Below are 17,517 nucleotides of genomic sequence, written 5' to 3'. Positions count from 1 at the left end.
TTTACTTTCATGATTACTGACTCCAAAAAGGTGTCTACTTTTATGGAGTCAGATCAATAAGCTAAAAAAGTGGTCGCTAGGTTTAGTTAAAAGGGTAGCAGCGGGTTTACCCCGCGTAATTTTAATTTCACCGTTGCGCGATATGAAATCGCGCCTACGGCTAATTTCCTACAACCAAATCTTTTGTAGTTCTGGCCATTGTTTTTCAAATTGTGCACTTGGTTTTGCTTTAAAGTCGCTGCGCACGAATTGATTCATCTTACCTTCTACATAGGCGAGTAAGAAGTTGGCTAGGGTGCTTTCGTCTGACTGGAATGCTTTACCTTCGCGAAGTTTGCGTTCGCGTAGCACTTGCTTGAACTGAGTTTCTAGCTTTTCAAATAAGCCCTGTACACGTTCACGTAAACGCTCTTGTTCACCTTGTAAGGCATCACCGGTCAAAATGCGGGTAATGCCCGGGTTTTTCTCGGCGAAGGCTAGCAATAACAGCAAAATATTGTATACACGTGTTTGGCTTTCTTTTTCATTTTCTAAAATGAGGTTAATGCGTGATAACAGGGTATCTTCAATAAACTCGATTAGGCCCTCAAACATCCGTGCTTTACTCGGAAAATGACGATATAACGCAGCTTCAGACACACCTACCTCAGCCGCGAGTTTTGCGGTGGTGATACGTTGACCTGGGCTGGTTTCTAACATTTGTGCGAGTGCTTGCAGAATCTGCTCTTTGCGATTACTTCTTTTTGTCGCAGGCATGACCATTCCTTTCTTATAATTTATTACTTGCGCTGTTGGGAGTCAGACAAGCCATTTTTTGTGCAAATGAGTGGCTTATGTTAATGTTTTATTCAGTTTCTTTCCAGCATTTTTACAAACGCTTGGCAAGCTCAGTCATTACGCTCATGGCTAAATCTTTTTTACTTCCCATTGCTAAATCTAGCTGCTCATTGTGCCAGAAGAGTGTTAAAGCATTATGATCAGAATTAAAGCCAAGACCTTCTTTTGATACGTCATTTGCGCAGATCATATCGAGGTTTTTATTCTTTAATTTACCTTGTGCATAGCTTGCAACATCTTGAGTTTCTGCCGCAAAGCCAACGGTATAAGGGCGGTTTTCGCTAAGCGCTGCGACGTTAGCGATGACATCTGGGTTCTTAACTAAAGTGAGGGTTAGTTCATCACCTTGCTTTTTCATCTTTTGCTCATGAATTGCTGCTGCACGGTAATCAGCCACTGCTGCACAGCCGATAAAAGCATCCGATTGCGCGGCTAGCTTCATTGAGGCGGTAAGTAATTGCTCAGCACTTTCTATGTTAGTAAGCAGGGCATTAGCAGGTGCTTTAATTGTTACGGGGCCTGAAATCAGATTTACCTTTGCACCTAGTGCAAGCGCTGCTTCTGCAAGGGCATAACCCATTTTGCCTGAGCTGTGGTTAGAGATATAACGAACAGGGTCGAGGGCTTCTCGGGTTGGTCCTGCAGTAATTGTGATAGTTTTGCCTGCAAGTAATGGCTCTACCTCAGGTTGTGTACAAAGCGCGACTAACTCATGAGGCTCTAACATGCGTCCTGCGCCAACATCACCACAGGCTTGCTCGCCTTTACCTGGGCCCCAAATAGCCACGCCGCGCTCACTTAGTGTGGCAAGGTTTGCTTGTGTAGCAGGGTGGGAATACATTTGTTGGTTCATTGCAGGCGCAACCGCTACCTTTGCAGGGGTAGCCAGTAGTAGGGTTGTTAGTAAGTCATCTGCAATACCCATGGCCATTTTGGCTAAAATATTACTGGTTGCTGGGGCGACTAAAATAAGGTCTGCCCATTTGGCAAATTCGATATGACCCATTGCGGCTTCTGCTGCGGGGTCGAGTAATGAATCAGAAACAATCTCACCGCTAACCGCTTGCATAGTTAAAGGAGTAATAAAGTGTTTTGCTGAGTCGGTCATGACGACTTTTACTTCACAGCCTTGATCTTTTAAACGGCGAACAAGTTCTGCGCATTTATAGGCTGCAATACCACCACTCATACCTAGCAGGATTTTTTTATTTACTGATTTTGTCATTACGTGAAATTTAACCTTTGTCGATATGGGCTAACGATAGCAAATCTTTACCGATAGCATGAAGTTTTCTTTTTTACTGACAGGCAAAAACTGGATTTTATAGTACAGTTTAATAAATGGAATAGTTGTTTTAAGGATGAAGCAATGCCATTAACCGATCTACCTTTATCAGCAAGGCCGCGGGAGAAGTTACTTGCCCAAGGCGCCAAAGCACTCTCAGATGCAGAGTTATTAGCAATCTTCTTACGTACCGGTGTGCCGGGCATGAATGCCATTGAGCTGGCTGAGCACCTGCTCGATATAAACAGCACTTTGCACGACTTATTTAATGCATCTGAACAAGAGTTTTGTGCCCAAAAGGGTTTAGGAGCTGCTAAGTATGTGCAGCTTCAAGCGGTACTTGAGCTAAGCCGGCGCTATATGCTTGAGCAATGTAAGCGCGAGGCTCTATTTACTTCGCCGCAAGCAGTGTATGACTATTTAACTATTCAGCTGCGAGGCTTACAGCAAGAAGTATTTATGGTGCTGTACTTAGATAGTCAAAACCAGCTAATTAAAGACGAAATACTTTTTTACGGCACTATTAATGCCGCTTCTGTTTACCCACGCGAAGTTGTTAAAGCTGCACTGCGTAATAATGCGGCGGCTCTGATACTTGCTCATAACCACCCAAGTGGGGTTGCTGAACCTAGTCAGGCCGATAAATTAATCACCACAAAATTACAGCAAGCCTTAGCCTTAATTGACATAAATGTGCTGGATCACATCATAGTGGGTGGTGAAAATTGTGTTTCGTTTGCCGAAAGAGGGCTTATATAGAGCCAACTGTATTAGAGAGTGTGTTAAAAATGAGCAGTTTAGGGCGATTTTAGAAATTAGTTTAATTTAAATGCAGTTTTTACTTTCCCTAAGGGCATTCGATCTTTATAATTAGCCGCTATCAAATTTACACATGAGCTGATTGGATAAGATCTGTTACTTGATCTTTGCCTGTATAAGCTGTATAAAGAGCGCCCTTCGATTTATCCCGGGGCACAAATACTGGCCTAAGGGAAAATTAAGCTCGAGCGAAGTTATTGGAGATATATAGACATGTCTAAAGTATGTCAAGTTACAGGTAAGCGTCCAGCGGTTGGTAACCACCGTTCACACGCGAGAAACGCGACTAAACGTCGTTTCCTACCTAACCTACAAACTCACCGTTTTTGGGTTGAAAGTGAAAAACGTTTTGTAACACTACGCACTACTACTAAAGGTATGCGTATTATCGATAAAAAAGGCATCGACGCGGTTCTTACAGAAATCCGTGCTCGTGGCGAAAAAGTTTAAGGAACTGAATCATGCGCGATAAGATCCGTTTAGTTTCAACTGCTGGTACTGGTTTTTTCTACACTACCGACAAGAACAAGCGTAACATGCCTGAAAAAATGGAAATCAAAAAATACGATCCTAAAGCTCGTAAACACGTGATTTTCAAAGAAGCTAAAATCAAGTAATTTTAGTTTTCAGAATTCAAAAACCCAGCCTCGGCTGGGTTTTTTGTTTTTTGCAACTTAGAAAGTCTTAATAGGGCACAATAATCTAGCTTGGCTTGCTGTTTTATCTTGCTTAATTATCAATCTAAGCGTAAAATGCGCGCTCATTTCGGCTTATTAAATTTAATTCCTTGCCTTAAACCGACTGGCCGAAACGGTAGAAGGCTCTATTAACCGTAAGGAATATCCATGCGTCATTACGAAATCGTATTCATGGTTCACCCTGATCAGAGTGAGCAAGTACCTGGTATGATCGAACGTTATACTGGTTCTATCACTGAAGCTGGTGGTACTATCCACCGTCTTGAAGACTGGGGCCGTCGTCAATTGGCTTACCCAATCGACAAGCTTCACAAAGCTCATTATGTTCTTATGAACGTTGAAGCACCTACTGAAGTAATCAGCGAGCTAGAAACTACTTTCCGCTACAACGATGCAGTGCTTCGTAACTTAGTTATGCGTACTAAAGACGCTGTAACTGAAGCATCTCCTCTTGCGAAAGAAGAGAAGAAAGAAGCACCAGCTGCTTAATCGTTTTGAGTTCAAGCATGGCGCTTGCAGTTGAGACAAAAAGATGAGCCAACCGCTTAATCCTTATATGAATCAGCTGACATTATCTGGGGTTGTTTGTAAAACACCTAAATATAGTCAAAGCCCTGCTGGTATACCGCATTGTATTTTTGTTCTTGAACATAAATCGATGCAAGTTGAAGCAGACCTTAACCGTAATAGTTATGTCAGGCTTCAAGTTGTTGCCAGCGGCACGCCAATGCAACAACAAACTCAACAATTGCACGTTGGGCAACAAGTGCAAGTGACGGGGTTTTTAAACCGTCACGAAGGCCGAAACGGCTTAAGCCAATTGGTCTTGCATGCTCAACATATAGAAAGAATTTTTTGAGGAATTTTACTCATGGCACGTTATTTCAGACGTCGTAAGTTCTGCCGCTTTAAAGCGGAAGGCGTACAACAAATCGATTATAAAGATCTAGCTACTCTTAGAAACTATGTTACAGAAAGTGGCAAAATCGTACCTAGCCGTATCACAGGTACTAGCGCTAAATATCAGCGTCAGCTAGCAACTGCTATCAAGCGTGCTCGCTACTTAGCCCTTCTTCCATACACTGACTTACATAAGTAAGCAGCGGATTAACAGTTTTTAAAAGGTGTAGAGACATGCAAGTTATTCTACTAGACAAGATCGCAAACCTAGGTGGCCTAGGTGACCAGGTTGTAGTTAAATCTGGCTTCGCACGTAACTTCCTTTTCCCACAAGGTAAGGCAGTTCCTGCAACTAAAGCTAACATCGAAACTTTCGAAGCACGTCGTGCTGATTTAGAAGCTAAGATCGCTGAAGATCTAGCTGCTGCTCAAGCTCGCGCTGACAAGTTAGAAGCATTAGCTGAAGTTACACTAGTTTCTAAAGCTGGTGACGAAGGCAAGTTATTCGGTTCTATCGGTACTCGCGACATCGCTGAAGCTATTTCAGCTGTTGGCGTTGAAGTTGCTAAATCAGAAGTTCGTTTACCTCTAGGTACTATCCGTGAGACTGGCGAATTTGACGTAGCAATCGCAGTACACTCAGACGTATCGGCTACTATCAAAGTAATCGTTATCGCTGAAGCTTAATAGCAATATTAAGTAAAAAAAGCCGCACTTAGGTGCGGCTTTTTTGTGCCCGAAATTTATAAATTGTAGCATTTTGTACCGCTATTGCCTCTTCGTTGATCATCCAATAGTATTGGTTTCTATATTTTAAACATATAAATGCCATCCTATAATCTTACCCATTTTACAAACATACGTTCTTTTTTCTTAATTTTCTTATTCTTATCAGTATAATCGAATGAGTAAAAGTAAATTGGTTAAAATTGACACTGACAACGCTGTCATTTATATTGTGCTGGTTAAAAAGTATTAAGGGGTTGAGGTTGAAAAGTGCATTAGTACCACATGGAATGGGTAAACAAACAGGCTTTACATTAGTAGAAATTCTTATCGTGATCGCTATTTTAGGGATTTTATATAGCGTAGCATTGCCTGCTTACACTGAGCACATGCAACGTAGTCGCCGTGCTGATATTCAACAAGAGTTACTGCAATACAGCGCCAGCCTTGAACGTATTTATTCACGAAATGGCGGCTACCCTAATGCATTCGTAACCCAAAATACCGACTATTACACCTTTACCTACACAGCAACAGATAAAGTATCAGGTGCTGTAAGCGACTTTAAAAATCGTGGCTACAGTTTAAAAGCCGCTCCTAAATCGGGTTCGGCGCAAGCAAGTGATCGCTGTGGTGACTTAACCGTTAAACATGATGGTAGTTATAGCGCTTCATTTAGTGATTGCTGGGAGTAACACAATTGCGTCGAATTGCAGGGTTTACCTTAATTGAGTTAATGGTTGTGCTGAGTGTTATTGGCATTATGGCAGCCCTTGCTTTTCCGTCTTTTAGCCAACAAATTTTGCAAGATCGCGTGGTAACAACTGCAAATCAATTAAATAGCGCCTATAAATTTGCACGCAGTGAAGCGGTCAAACGCGACAAACCTATTAACCTAGTTGTCAGTAATAATAGCTGGCAAGTGATCCTCAACGAGGGCGGGGTAGACACAGTTTTAAAAGAATTTTCGGTCACAAAAAGCGGTGTTACCGTCAATTTAGTCGCATTGGCTATTAGTGCCAGTGGCGAAGTTGATAAACAAGCTGAAATTTTAGTCAAAGATGAACACACAAACACCACAGATTACGTGATGTGTGTGCTTAAAAGTGGCCAAAACTGGTTAGTAGAAAATTCACAGCGAGGATGTGCATGAATAAGCAGGCAGGCTTTTCATTATTAGAAGTGATGATTTCAGTGGTGATCGCTGGCATCGCATTATTAGGCTTGGCGGCAGCGCAGCTCAAATCGCTGCAATATGCAACCAATAGCTTTAATTACACCGTGTCACTTATTCAAGGGCAAAATACCATTGAGCGTTTGTGGCCGCGTATTTGTGAAATTCAAAAAACCAATACCGCACTTTTTCAAGACGCGACATTTAGAGCTTCCCTCGCGCCACAAGTGAGTGATTATCAACTGACAATCCCAGCTACTTACAGTGATGATATGCAAGTTAATGTGGCTTGGGTTGATAAGCGCATGACAGATAATGCAGAAAATCAAATTAGTCTAAATGCCAGTTTCCCTGATTTAACGGCGGTTTGCTCATGAATAAACGCGTTCAGGGTTTTACCTTAGTTGAACTGATGGTGGCATTGGCAGCAGGTGCTTTTTTATTAGCTGGGGTGAGCTGGTCTTACTCGGCGATTAAAAGCACGATTGAGGTGAGTAAAGAGCTTGAAAACGCTCAAGAAGTGATTCGCTATACCAGTAAAGTATTCAACCGCAGCATAAAGCAAACACAACTAACACCCACCATAAGTGCAGATAAAAGCACGATTACTATTACTCAGCCAAGTGGTGTCATTGCCTGTGATGGCTCTGCAACAACTGCGCAGGTGGTTGAAGTATATAGCTTAAATGGCAGTAACTTAATGTGTTCACTCGATGGTGCTGCCTCAGAGCGATTACTGACAGGTATCGAAGCTTTGTCATTTGATATCGCCGGGGAGCTTGTTACCGTTACTGTAAAGCCAAATGATTTACCTGCTCAATTTGGCAATGGCATTAATATTGATATTGCCTTAACCAATGCAATATTAGTCAAAGCATACGGAGCTGGCAGTGTATAACAAGCAAAATGGTTTTACCCTAATAACAGTGTTGATCTTGACCAGTATGGCCAGCATCGTGGTGCTTAGTTCGCTGCGTGAAAACATTGTTCAAGAGCGCTTAAGTGGTAACTTTCAAAAGAAATTAAACAGTCGCTTAATGGCTGAAAAAGGTGTGTTTGAACAAGCTAAGTTATTGCAACAAACCTTGAATGAGGAAGGTGTATTAGCGGTTGAAGATTTGATCAGTAAAACCAGTAATGCATCGGGCTCTGGTGTTATCGCTGATGATGCCATTTTTAATGCCAGTTTAAGTCAAAACGCTGCCGGTGAGCTTGAAATTGCAAGCTTAGGGCAACGATTTGATGGTGATGCGCAAAGTAATTTAGTCGCCCGTTTTGCTGTACAAGGCGCGAAGGGAAGCTCGATTTTCACTAATGCGATGGTGGGCTGTAAAGGGGTTAACTTGTCGGGAAGTGGCAGTATCGATAGTTACGATTCGAGCAAAGGCACCTATGAAGAAACCAAATCTAATGATGGTGATGTTTCAACGATTGCTGGTGATTCAGATGTGGTGCTATCGGGCCATTCACCGATAAAAGGCGATGTAAAAGCAACCGGGGTTATCTACTTAAATGGTTCATCACCAATTATTGGTAATATCCATTCAAATACCGGCGTTTATATCTCTCCTGGCAGTGGTTTACGTGTTGACGGTAATGTCTATACCCGAGGTTATTATACCCACCGTGGTGGGACTGTTTCGGGGGTTGTGCGAGCCAATGGTGATGCGAAAATGCAGTGGTCAACATTCATTACGAATAGCCAAGGCGAAGCTCTGGATATTATGTATGGCGGCTCAGGCGATTTTAAAGACACCTACAATAATCAACAAGATGGTGTGCACTACAGTGATAGCAAGTTTAACGTAAACCCGAATGTAGAACCGATAACCGTTGCTGACCCAACAGCCCCCGATTATGACCCAACAAATCCAGACACCAGTTGCGACCCGTTAATTTTGCCAGAGAAAATGACAGACATCACAGATCAAGTGAGCAATTATAGTTCTGTTTCGATTGGTCCTACGCAACAATTTAAACTTAATACTGAAAAGGGCTTTTTTAGTAGCGGTGGTAGCCAAGTAATTTTGCCGAGCCTTGCCGATATTTTCTTGTTTAACTCTAAAGCGCAAAACCAAGCCAATGGCAGTAATAGCAAAGAGTACATTTTTGCACTTGATAGACTCAAGATGACCAGTGACGGCAAAATGGAAGTTTCTGGTGGTGATGTTATTTTACTGATTGATGGCGACTTTTCGATGGAAGGGGATACTAGCCTAACAATTAAAAAAGACAGTAGCTTAACAGTGTTATTAACCGGAAAAGTAAATATAGGTGCAGGCGCAAAAGTCATTACTGAGCAAGAAGGATTAACCACCAGTGGTCATCCGTCGTTATCATTCTACTCATCATTTAATGGTGTAAATGGTGTGCAATTTAGTGGTGCTGCGAATTTATATGCGGCTATTTATGCCCCTTTGACAACAGTGAAGCTATCGGGCAGTGGTGAGCTGTTTGGTAGTGTGCGTGGCTCAACAATTACCGCAACAGGGGGCAGTGGTGCTCACTATGATGCAGGTTTATTACAAGTACAAAATGGCGGCACGCCTGCTTCTTCGGCACGTATCGTATTTTTAGGTTGGAGCTACAAAACCGCAGAAACAACTGAAGAAGAAAGCGAAGCATCACCTGGAGAATAACGCAAAGCCTCAAATAAAATTGTGTAAACTCAATTGTTTGTAGCTTACACAAAAAAAATTAATTTCATTTAAACCTTTTGAATCCCTCCTTACGTCTAATACACTAAATTCACAACAATAATCATAAAGGACAACATCCAGGATGTTGATAGATGCAGAACAAGCGTTCGCCCAGCAAAGTGAGCATGCCTTGATAGAGCGCGTAAAAAGCGGTGATCAAGCAGCCTATGCAACACTTTATGAGTTGCATGTGAAGCGGGTTTATAGCCTTTGTTTGCGATTACTTGCAGACAAAGAGCACGCCGAAGATGCAACACAAGAAGTGTTTGTACAGTTGTGGCACAAAATCGCGAACTTTGATGGACGCTCACAATTTTCGACTTGGTTACACAGTGTTACCAGCAATATTGCGATTAGCTACATTCGCAAACATAAAAGCTGGTTTCAAAAAGTAGTGAGTTTTGAACAAAGCGGTATGGATGAGCAAAGCGCAGCAGATTGCGACGGCTTTAACGGCCTCGATAAATTAGTACTGAGACTACCTGAGCGAGCACGTATGGTGTTTGTACTTCATGCAATTGAAGGTTATCGCCATGAAGAGATAGCAAGCATGCTTGATATGGCGGTCGGTTCAAGTAAATCGCAATTTCACCGTGCAAGGCAGTTATTAAAAGAGTGGTATGAAAATGAGTAAGCCAGAATTTGAACAATTTTTAAATGACTCGCTTAACCATAAGCAAGATATTAGCCCAGACAAAGATCTCTGGCCCGGTGTTGAGCGAGCAATTGCAACAGGGCAACCAGAGCAAACTGATAAGCCAAACTATGGCTGGAATAAACTCGCTGCAGTTGCCGCTTGTTGTATAGCCGCACTATTGACCGTACAGCTTTTTGTTGGCCAAGGTGAGCCAAATAGCATGATGGCAATGAGCGATTATTTTACCAAGCAAAAGCAAGGTTTGTTGGTGCAGTATCAAAATCAACCTGCATTAACCGATAACTGGCAGCAACAACTAAAAGAGTTAGAAGAAGCCGAAAGTGCCATTAAGCAAGCACTTGAGAATGAACCTGAAAACCCAGCTTTATTACAAATGCTGTCGCAGGTTTATCAGCAACAACTGGACTTAATTAACAAGGTGCATGCACCGAAGTGGCAAACGATTTAGGAGTGACAATTATGAAATTACTAGCCTTAACTTTAGGATTACTGCCACTGATGGCAATGGCGGGACAAACCATTAATGAGCAAATTGATGTACCTGCAAATAAACGCATTTTTATTGAAAACCAACGTGGTGATGTACGCATTGAAGGGTGGGATAAACCACAACTTAAAATCGAAGGTGAGCTTGACGATAAAGCCCAAGGCTATCGTTTAGAGGTTGAAGGCAGCCGTGTTGAATTTATCGTAAAAATGCCGCGTAATTTAGGTGGCTGGAATAGCGGTGACGGTTCTCGATTAACCATTTACATGCCAAAAAGCAGTGAGCTTGAATTTGCTGGGGTGAATGTCACAGTTAGTGCTAAAGAGCTTGAAGCAGGCGCAGAGATTGATACCGTCAACGGTGATATCACAGTGCAAGATATTAGCGGCAACATGAGCTTTGAAACGGTCAATGGTGATGTAAATGCCCACGACTTAAACGGTGATATTCGTTTTGAAACAGTCAATGGTGAAATTAACGATAAAAACTCGCAAGGTGCTTTACGCTTTACCGCGGTGAATGGCGACATTAAGTCAAAAACCAAAGCACAAGATGTTCGCCTTGAAAATGTAAACGGTGATATCGACTTTGCTTTTGATGCAATTAAAAAGCTGCGCATCAATACCGTAAATGGTGAAGCTGAAGTTCACATCAACAAGTTACTTGCAGATGCCAATATTCGTTTTGAATCAGTCAGTGGTGATGCAGAGTTTTACTTCCCAGCTGATGTATCGGCAAAGTTTGAAATTGAAGCTCACGCTAACGGTAAAATTGTTAATGAGCTCAGCGATGACAAAGCAACGAAGGCGAAATATGGCCCATCTAGCGACTTAGAATTTAGTATTAACGGTGGGGATGCTGATATCGAAATGGATACGATTAGTGGACGTATTGAACTTCGTAAACAGAAATAACGATTAGAGTTCACTCAATTACAATATTTCACTCAATTACAATAAAGCGGGAGGACTTCCCGCTTATACCAATCGTGTTAAGTTGTTGGTCTTAAATAGCGACAGATAAATGAAGTGATAACAAGGCTGAAATTTTGACATGTAGTTACTCTACTTTAGACATTTCTAACGCAGTTAGCGCTTTATTTAGCACGCTAGAATGACCAAATATTTAAGTCGATTGGTATTAACTATTTGCACAGCCTTAGCAAGTAGATAGAATAGAGCCATTCAATTTTAGTTTTGTGATGTTATGGCCAAACCAGATAAGCAAGTCGATACGTTAAAAGTCCCTCCCCATTCAATAGAAGCTGAGCAATCTGTTTTAGGTGGTTTAATGCTTGATAATCAAGCGTTTGACCGTGTTGCTGAGTTAGTGGTTGCGCAGGATTTTTATACCCGAACCCATAAGCTGATTTTTGAGGCTATGGTTAGTCTTGCTGAAGGCGGTGATCCAATCGATTTGATCACTATTTCTGAGAGCTTAGAGAAAAATAATCAGTTAAGTAGTGTTGGTGGTTTCGCCTACCTCGCTGAAATTGCTAAGAACACACCAAGTGCGGCGAACATTGATGCCTACGCGAATATCGTGCGAGAGCGCGCTGTTATTCGTGAAATGATTGGTGTTGCGAACGAAATAGCAGAAGCTGGTTTTAGCCCAGAAGGGCGTACCAGTCATGACCTGCTCGATTTTGCTGAAAGTAAAGTATTCAAAATTGCTGAGCAGCGTAGTAAAAGCACCGAAGGCCCACAAAACTTACACAGTATCTTAGAAAAAACTGTTGATAAGATTGAAGAGCTTTATCAGTCGCCACAAGATGGTGTGACGGGTGTAAGTACCGGCTATGCTGACCTAGATAAAATGACAGCGGGTATGCAGCCTTCTGACCTTATCATTGTGGCGGCACGTCCATCGATGGGTAAAACAACCTTTGCGATGAACTTAGCCGAACACGCAGCCATGACACAAGATAAGCCTGTACTTATTTACTCACTAGAGATGCCTTCAGAGCAAATCATGATGAGGATGCTGGCATCGCTAGGTCGTATTAACCAAACTAAAGTTCGTACCGGTCAGCTAGATGATGACGATTGGGCGCGTCTGTCGTCAACCATGGGCTTATTGATGGAAAAAGGTAAGATGTATGTTGATGATGCATCGGGCCTAACACCAACAGATGTGCGTTCACGTGCACGTCGTATTGCTCGCGACCATGGCGGTATTAGTATGATCATGGTCGACTACTTGCAGTTAATGCGTGTACCAAGCTTGTCGGATAACCGTACCTTAGAGATTGCTGAAATCTCACGTTCATTAAAAGCACTGGCAAAAGAACTGCAGTGTCCGGTTATTGCACTATCGCAGCTTAACCGTACCCTAGAGCAACGTGCCGATAAACGCCCAATCAACTCCGACTTACGTGAATCAGGCTCAATCGAGCAAGATGCCGACTTAATCATGTTTATTTACCGTGATGAAGTGTATAACGAAGACAGTACAGAAAAAGGCGTGGCCGAAATCATCATAGGTAAGCAACGTAACGGTCCTATCGGTAAAGTACGTTTAACCTTCCAAGGTCAATTCTCGCGTTTTGATAACTACGCGGGTCCAGCTATGGACGACGAATACTAATGCGCTTAGCCATTGCCGAAATCAACCTAAAAGCACTTGCTCATAATTTAGCACAAGTGAAGCGCTTTGCGCCTGGTTGCAAAGTAATGGCAGTGCTTAAAGCTAATGCCTATGGCCATGGCTTAGTTAAAATTGCCCAATACCTTAATGATGCCGATGCATTTGCGGTTGCTCGAATAGACGAAGCGCTAGCGCTACGTGCAGGTGGACTGACAAAACCGATTGTATTGCTTGAAGGTTTTTTTCATAAAGATGATTTACCTATCTTGCTTGCCAATAACTTTCAAACCATTATTCATGATGAAAATCAGCTCGCAACGCTTGAAAATACAAGCCTTGATGCACCAATTGCGTGCTGGTTAAAGGTGAATACGGGTATGCATCGACTGGGTATTGCGCCATCGCAATTTGAGTCTTTCTACAGTCGCTTAAAAGCAAGCCCGAATGCCCGCGATGACATTAAGTTAATGACGCATTTTTCATGCGCCGATGACATCAATGATGAAAAGACCGCTCAGCAAATTGCCTTATTTGATTCACTGGCAGATGGCAAAAGTGAGCAGCATTGTCTTGCAAACTCTGCTGGCATTATTGCTTGGCCAAAAGGCCATGGCGAGTGGGTGCGCCCTGGCTTGATGCTTTATGGCGTATCGCCAATGCTCAATGGCGTAGGGCAACAGCACGGACTAGAGCCTGTTATGCGTTTAACAACGCGAGTTATCGCGATACGCGATGTCGATGCCGATCAGTGTGTTGGCTATGGCGGGCGTTGGCACAGCAATAAACCGACTAAGCTTGCGGTGGTTGCGATGGGCTATGGCGATGGTTACCCACGCCATGCCGAGCAGGGCACACCTGTGGTTATCAAATCACAACGCTATGGTATTGTTGGCAGTGTAGCGATGGATATGATCACGGTGGATATTGGTGATAACCGCGACAACATCAAGGTTGGTGATGAGGTGATTATGTGGGGCCCTGAGCTTCCCGTTGAAGAGATTGCCCAGTGCGCAACAACCATTCCTTACGAGTTACTCTGTAATATCACCCCACGTGTAAGCTACGAGTATCAAGAGTAACTTTGTTACTCTTTAATAAAATACACGTCACTGAAACCCATTCGTGCGAATTCTTGGTCACGAAAGTTACGTACTGCTGCAGAGCCTTTTGAAGTCATTTCGACTTGCTGTTCCATCTTTAAATAATTGGTTAAATCAATGCCTTCAGCCGCAGCAATAGCATGGTACATATCGCGGTATTTATCTTTTGCAAAATTGATTTCGCGAGGCTGGTTTTTAAATTTGTAAGTGATGCGGCGTGCCATAATGAATCCTCAATGTTTATCGGGGCTGATTTTACACTAAAAAATAACCATAGCCATGACTTGTTAGTATAAGCGGGTTACAATGCAATACTTTTCAAAGACTCGGTAAATCATAATGAAACTTTCAGTAGAGATCAGTAAGTACCCACTACATCAAGACTACATTCCGTTTATCAAAGGTTTTATTGGCCGTGTAAACAGTTACGAAGGTCTTAAAGTGATCACCAACACCTTATCTACTCAGATTTTCGGTGACTATGATTTAGTGATGTCTGTACTTAATACTGAAATCAAACGTTCTTATGAAGAGTTTGGTAAAGCTATTTTCGTCTGTAAATTCTTACATGGTGACTTGTCGCCTAGCGAAGACTAAACCCTAAAGTAGCGCGAGTTATGGAATTTTTAAGCGAAACCTTCTCTGGCTTTACTGCCATGTCGCATTGGGAATATATTGCCGTTGCCCTATCGATGGCGTATTTACTGTTAGCGATTAAAGAAAGCTTATGGTGTTGGCCAGCCGCGTTTGTGAGCACCTTTATTTATACCGTAATGTACTGGAATGGCGCACTGTTGATGGAGTCGCTCCTTAATTTTTACTACATGTATATGGCGGTATATGGTTGGGTGGTTTGGCGCAGGGGCATGAATAATAAAGATCATTTGCCCATTATTTCATGGTCGTTAAAGCGTCATGCGGTGATTTTGCTTGCCACCTCACTGGCCTCAGTTGCCATTGGTTTTGTGATGACCAATTACACTCACGCTGATTTTGCTTATTTAGACAGCTTCACCACCTGTTTTGCGGTGGTGACAACCTACCTTGTTGCCAAGAAGGTACTGGAAAACTGGTTGTACTGGATTGTGATTGATGCAGCATCTATGTACCTATACTTTGAAAAAGGGTATTACCCAACCTTAGTACTTTTCGTGTTTTACACCATTATGGCCGCGTGGGGCTTTAAAACTTGGTATGAAGAATACGAGCAGCATCAGGCTAAGCCGCTTGCACAGCTATAGATGAAAACTGAGCAACAAATTCACGCGCTTTTTACGCGCTTCAACTCACGTTTAGTTATCACCTCAATCAGCCCGCTGGTTGAGGGGCTAAGCAATGATAACTACCTGGTTAAAACAGCAAGCCAAGATTTCTTGGTTAAGCACTATCGCGACCATTGGCCGGCGATTGGCCTTGCAGCGCAAGCGCACTTTGCAAAGCAAAGCTGCTGCCCAGCACCACTTTGGTTAGAGCAAGCAACCGATACGGCTATTTTTGAATACGTGGCAGGCAGCATTGCCAGCGGTGAGTTTTGTAGTAGCTTATTGCCCGACTTAGTTAATTTACATCGTTACCCTGTGCTTACTGAACCGATGGATATTGCCTACGAAATTAACTACTACCAGCAAACAGAGCGTTATCAGCAACATGCTGAGCTAATTAAACAGTCACTGGCTTATATTGCTTCAGCGCCTAAAGACATGGGTTTTTGTCATAATGATTTAGTGAAAGAAAATATCATTGTGAATGAGACGGGGATGTTTTTAATCGACTTTGAGTATGCCAAAAGCAACGATGTTTATTTTGACTTAGCTGCGCTGGTGGTGAGCTTTGCGTTAAATGATGAGCAGCAACTGGCGTTGCTTAAACGTTACCAAGCGTTAGTGTGCGAACATCATGAGTTTTACTTATCAATTGAAAAGCTCGAGGCATTTCATGCGCTGTTTTTGCTTTTATGTATTTGTTGGTACGAACAACGTGGTGCGATGGATAAAGTGGCGCCACTGCTAATACAGCTTAACCACTTCATAGAAAAAGCTAAAAATTAAAGACCGCCAATTCGCTCGGCAAGTTCTTTATATTTTTTTACGTCTTCTGGATCAAACAAAGGTTCACCTTTGTCATCTTGTGATTTCGAGATCAGTAAATGCTCGCGAGCAAGACGTTTTACGCGTTCGACTTTTACACCTAAAAACTCCGCGACTTGCTCTGTAGACATTAAACTCATGATCAAATTCCCCTTACATGGCAATACTGCCACCTTGTTATTAATTTTATTAAGTATACGTTAATACCTTGGTTCTGCACGAAAGTGAAGTGTTTTAATGCAAATTGCTGAATTTATGTGCATATAAAGGCCTCGATGCTAGCATTTAGCACAAGATGCCATTATCATTGCCGGGTTGTCATGCTGATATCGCGAGTCAGTATTGACGACGACAAATGTGCTCTCGTGGTGAAATGGATATCACGTGGCCCTCCGGAGGCTAAGTTGCAGGTTCGATCCCTGCCGAGAGCGCCATTTGCTCTTCAATTCAATGTTTAATTCCCCAATAATATCAGCCTTTCGTTTTTTAAAATTTTCTTTTAATCTTTAGAAAAGTCGATAAAAAGTAATTTAATCGTTTTTTCTATCTTTATAAGTCTATTGTCAGGGAATGAATGAGTAAAAATATTAATCACCACCAGCTACCTTTATTTGAGTTTGATGGATCAAATTCTAAGAAGCTGGATAGCAAAGATGATTCTGAATTTTCTAAATATATTGTTTATGTAGATGAGAGCGGGGATCACAGCTTACAAAGCGTTGATGATAATTATCCTATTTTTGTATTGGCATTTTGTGTATTTCATAAACGTCATTACAGCGAATCTATAGTTCCAGCTTTAGAAAAATTTAAGTTTAACTTTTTTGGTCATGATCAGCTCGTATTACATGAGAATGAAATTAGGCGTCGTAAGAATACCTTTAAGATACTTAATAATCGTTCACTACAAACAAGGTTTTTAGATGATTTAACTGAAATAATTGAATTTAGTAACTTTATTTTAATTAGTACGACTATAGATAAGCGTGAAATAAAGCGTTTAAATCCTGAAGAAAATGCTTATCATATTGCTCTAGGTATGTGTATGGAGTCGTTATATGAATTGCTCTTCGAAAAACAGCAGCATGAAAAGAAAACACATATTGTAGTAGAGTGCCGCGGAAACAAAGAAGATAAAGAGTTAGAACTTGAGTTTCGGCGAGTTTGTGATGGGAATAATAAATTTAAAAGAAAACTACCTTTCGAAATCATTTTTTCAGATAAAAAAGTGATGTCATCAGGCTTGCAACTTGCAGATTTGGTTGCGCGTCCTATTGGCCTAAATCTACTAAAACCTGAACAACCTAATAGAGCTTTTAATATTTTAAAGAAAAAATTTTTCTGTAGCGGTGGCAGAAACTGTTTAGGGGAAGGTTATGAAGATTTTGGAATGAAGATTTATCCCTACCCAAAAAGCGAAAAACCCCGATGATTCCACCGAGGTTAAAACGCCGACCGAGA

The 17,517-nt window shown here is 41.9% G+C and carries 25 protein-coding genes and 1 tRNA gene; 22 read left to right on the top strand and 4 right to left on the bottom strand.

Annotation, left to right across the window (positions count from 1 at the left end):
* Positions 1-168 precede the first annotated feature (168 nt).
* Entirely contained in the window at positions 169-756 is a 588-nt protein-coding gene (gene slmA / locus VRK28_RS08925; RefSeq protein ID WP_054554189.1) for a nucleoid occlusion factor SlmA, read from the bottom strand.
* Between the two features lie 112 nt (positions 757-868).
* On the bottom strand, positions 869-2,062 hold the full coding sequence (coaBC, locus tag VRK28_RS08920) for a bifunctional phosphopantothenoylcysteine decarboxylase/phosphopantothenate--cysteine ligase CoaBC (RefSeq protein ID WP_332393788.1): 1,194 nt from the start codon (positions 2,060-2,062) through the stop codon (positions 869-871).
* Between the two features lie 144 nt (positions 2,063-2,206).
* Between coaBC and radC the strand changes: the two genes are divergently transcribed.
* The 17 genes from radC (at position 2,207) to alr (ending at position 13,948) form a co-directional block, all read left to right on the top strand.
* Positions 2,207-2,881: a RadC family protein gene (radC, locus tag VRK28_RS08915; RefSeq protein ID WP_332393787.1), complete on the top strand. Its 675-nt coding sequence runs from the start codon at positions 2,207-2,209 to the stop codon at positions 2,879-2,881.
* A 273-nt stretch (positions 2,882-3,154) separates the two neighbouring features.
* Positions 3,155-3,391, top strand: a complete 237-nt coding sequence (gene rpmB / locus VRK28_RS08910; RefSeq protein WP_036973115.1) for a 50S ribosomal protein L28 — start codon at positions 3,155-3,157, stop codon at positions 3,389-3,391.
* Positions 3,392-3,402: 11 nt separating this feature from the next.
* Complete coding sequence (gene rpmG, locus VRK28_RS08905) at positions 3,403-3,558, top strand: 50S ribosomal protein L33 (RefSeq protein WP_022946036.1); 156 nt, start codon at positions 3,403-3,405, stop codon at positions 3,556-3,558.
* A gap of 228 nt (positions 3,559-3,786) precedes the next feature.
* Complete coding sequence (gene rpsF, locus VRK28_RS08900) at positions 3,787-4,128, top strand: 30S ribosomal protein S6 (protein ID WP_036973113.1); 342 nt, start codon at positions 3,787-3,789, stop codon at positions 4,126-4,128.
* A 67-nt stretch (positions 4,129-4,195) separates the two neighbouring features.
* On the top strand, positions 4,196-4,498 hold the full coding sequence (gene priB / locus VRK28_RS08895; protein ID WP_036973732.1) for a primosomal replication protein N: 303 nt from the start codon (positions 4,196-4,198) through the stop codon (positions 4,496-4,498).
* Positions 4,499-4,510: 12 nt separating this feature from the next.
* Complete coding sequence (gene rpsR / locus VRK28_RS08890) at positions 4,511-4,738, top strand: 30S ribosomal protein S18 (protein ID WP_002962753.1); 228 nt, start codon at positions 4,511-4,513, stop codon at positions 4,736-4,738.
* Positions 4,739-4,773: 35 nt separating this feature from the next.
* Entirely contained in the window at positions 4,774-5,226 is a 453-nt protein-coding gene (gene rplI, locus VRK28_RS08885; protein WP_054554192.1) for a 50S ribosomal protein L9, read from the top strand.
* 302 nt (positions 5,227-5,528) lie between these two features.
* Positions 5,529-5,960, top strand: coding sequence for a type IV pilin protein (locus VRK28_RS08880; RefSeq protein ID WP_306464842.1), 432 nt, complete (start codon positions 5,529-5,531; stop codon positions 5,958-5,960).
* Between the two features lie 5 nt (positions 5,961-5,965).
* Positions 5,966-6,418: a GspH/FimT family pseudopilin gene (locus VRK28_RS08875; RefSeq protein ID WP_332393783.1), complete on the top strand. Its 453-nt coding sequence runs from the start codon at positions 5,966-5,968 to the stop codon at positions 6,416-6,418.
* Positions 6,415-6,816, top strand: coding sequence for a type IV pilus modification PilV family protein (locus tag VRK28_RS08870; protein ID WP_054563395.1), 402 nt, complete (start codon positions 6,415-6,417; stop codon positions 6,814-6,816). Before VRK28_RS08875 ends, VRK28_RS08870 begins: the two co-directional genes overlap by 4 nt.
* Positions 6,813-7,337 carry a prepilin-type N-terminal cleavage/methylation domain-containing protein gene (locus VRK28_RS08865; RefSeq protein WP_332393782.1) on the top strand — a complete coding sequence of 175 codons (525 nt, stop codon included), beginning with the start codon at positions 6,813-6,815 and terminating at the stop codon, positions 7,335-7,337. The genes VRK28_RS08870 and VRK28_RS08865 overlap by 4 nt, the downstream gene beginning before the upstream one ends.
* Positions 7,330-9,078 (top strand): DUF7305 domain-containing protein, encoded by a 1,749-nt coding sequence (locus tag VRK28_RS08860; RefSeq protein ID WP_332393781.1) that lies wholly within the window; start codon positions 7,330-7,332, stop codon positions 9,076-9,078. The genes VRK28_RS08865 and VRK28_RS08860 overlap by 8 nt, the downstream gene beginning before the upstream one ends.
* 142 nt (positions 9,079-9,220) lie before the next feature.
* On the top strand, positions 9,221-9,772 hold the full coding sequence (locus tag VRK28_RS08855; RefSeq protein ID WP_054554197.1) for an RNA polymerase sigma factor: 552 nt from the start codon (positions 9,221-9,223) through the stop codon (positions 9,770-9,772).
* Positions 9,759-10,244 (top strand): hypothetical protein, encoded by a 486-nt coding sequence (locus VRK28_RS08850; RefSeq protein ID WP_332393778.1) that lies wholly within the window; start codon positions 9,759-9,761, stop codon positions 10,242-10,244. Before VRK28_RS08855 ends, VRK28_RS08850 begins: the two co-directional genes overlap by 14 nt.
* A gap of 11 nt (positions 10,245-10,255) precedes the next feature.
* Positions 10,256-11,197: a DUF4097 family beta strand repeat-containing protein gene (locus VRK28_RS08845; RefSeq protein ID WP_062565962.1), complete on the top strand. Its 942-nt coding sequence runs from the start codon at positions 10,256-10,258 to the stop codon at positions 11,195-11,197.
* 292 nt (positions 11,198-11,489) lie between these two features.
* The gene (gene dnaB, locus VRK28_RS08840) at positions 11,490-12,869 is read left to right on the top strand and encodes a replicative DNA helicase (RefSeq protein ID WP_054563398.1); all 1,380 of its coding nucleotides are present in this window, start codon (positions 11,490-11,492) and stop codon (positions 12,867-12,869) included.
* A complete protein-coding gene (gene alr / locus VRK28_RS08835) occupies positions 12,869-13,948 on the top strand; it encodes an alanine racemase (RefSeq protein ID WP_269408119.1) in 1,080 nt (359 codons plus the stop codon). The genes dnaB and alr overlap by 1 nt, the downstream gene beginning before the upstream one ends.
* A 5-nt stretch (positions 13,949-13,953) precedes the next feature.
* On the opposite strand, the gene VRK28_RS08830 is transcribed toward alr, so the two are convergent.
* The gene (locus VRK28_RS08830; protein ID WP_054554201.1) at positions 13,954-14,193 is read right to left on the bottom strand and encodes a DUF2960 domain-containing protein; all 240 of its coding nucleotides are present in this window, start codon (positions 14,191-14,193) and stop codon (positions 13,954-13,956) included.
* Between the two features lie 115 nt (positions 14,194-14,308).
* Between VRK28_RS08830 and VRK28_RS08825 the strand changes: the two genes are divergently transcribed.
* Genes VRK28_RS08825 through VRK28_RS08815 form a run of 3 tightly spaced genes read left to right on the top strand, consistent with a single transcriptional unit; the run spans position 14,309 to position 16,017 of the window.
* Positions 14,309-14,566 (top strand): YkoF family thiamine/hydroxymethylpyrimidine-binding protein, encoded by a 258-nt coding sequence (locus VRK28_RS08825; protein WP_332393776.1) that lies wholly within the window; start codon positions 14,309-14,311, stop codon positions 14,564-14,566.
* 20 nt (positions 14,567-14,586) lie between these two features.
* Entirely contained in the window at positions 14,587-15,210 is a 624-nt protein-coding gene (pnuC, locus tag VRK28_RS08820; protein WP_058583797.1) for a nicotinamide riboside transporter PnuC, read from the top strand.
* Entirely contained in the window at positions 15,211-16,017 is an 807-nt protein-coding gene (locus VRK28_RS08815) for a phosphotransferase family protein (RefSeq protein WP_304637645.1), read from the top strand.
* Here VRK28_RS08815 and VRK28_RS08810 read toward each other — a convergent pair.
* Complete coding sequence (locus VRK28_RS08810) at positions 16,014-16,196, bottom strand: helix-turn-helix domain-containing protein (protein ID WP_054563404.1); 183 nt, start codon at positions 16,194-16,196, stop codon at positions 16,014-16,016. The genes VRK28_RS08815 and VRK28_RS08810 overlap by 4 nt on opposite strands.
* A gap of 219 nt (positions 16,197-16,415) precedes the next feature.
* Here VRK28_RS08810 and VRK28_RS08805 point away from each other — a divergent pair.
* Both VRK28_RS08805 and VRK28_RS08800 read left to right on the top strand, forming a co-directional pair.
* Positions 16,416-16,490 (top strand) — tRNA-Arg (locus tag VRK28_RS08805).
* A gap of 140 nt (positions 16,491-16,630) precedes the next feature.
* Positions 16,631-17,488 (top strand): DUF3800 domain-containing protein, encoded by an 858-nt coding sequence (locus VRK28_RS08800; protein ID WP_175080410.1) that lies wholly within the window; start codon positions 16,631-16,633, stop codon positions 17,486-17,488.
* The last annotated feature ends 29 nt before the right edge of the window (positions 17,489-17,517 follow it).

It is taken from the genome of Pseudoalteromonas sp. P80D2 (assembly GCF_036680945.1).
Taxonomy (GTDB): domain Bacteria; phylum Pseudomonadota; class Gammaproteobacteria; order Enterobacterales; family Alteromonadaceae; genus Pseudoalteromonas; species Pseudoalteromonas shioyasakiensis.
The sequence above is the reverse complement of the archived record's forward strand: the minus strand, read 5'-3'. Positions and strand labels throughout refer to the sequence as shown.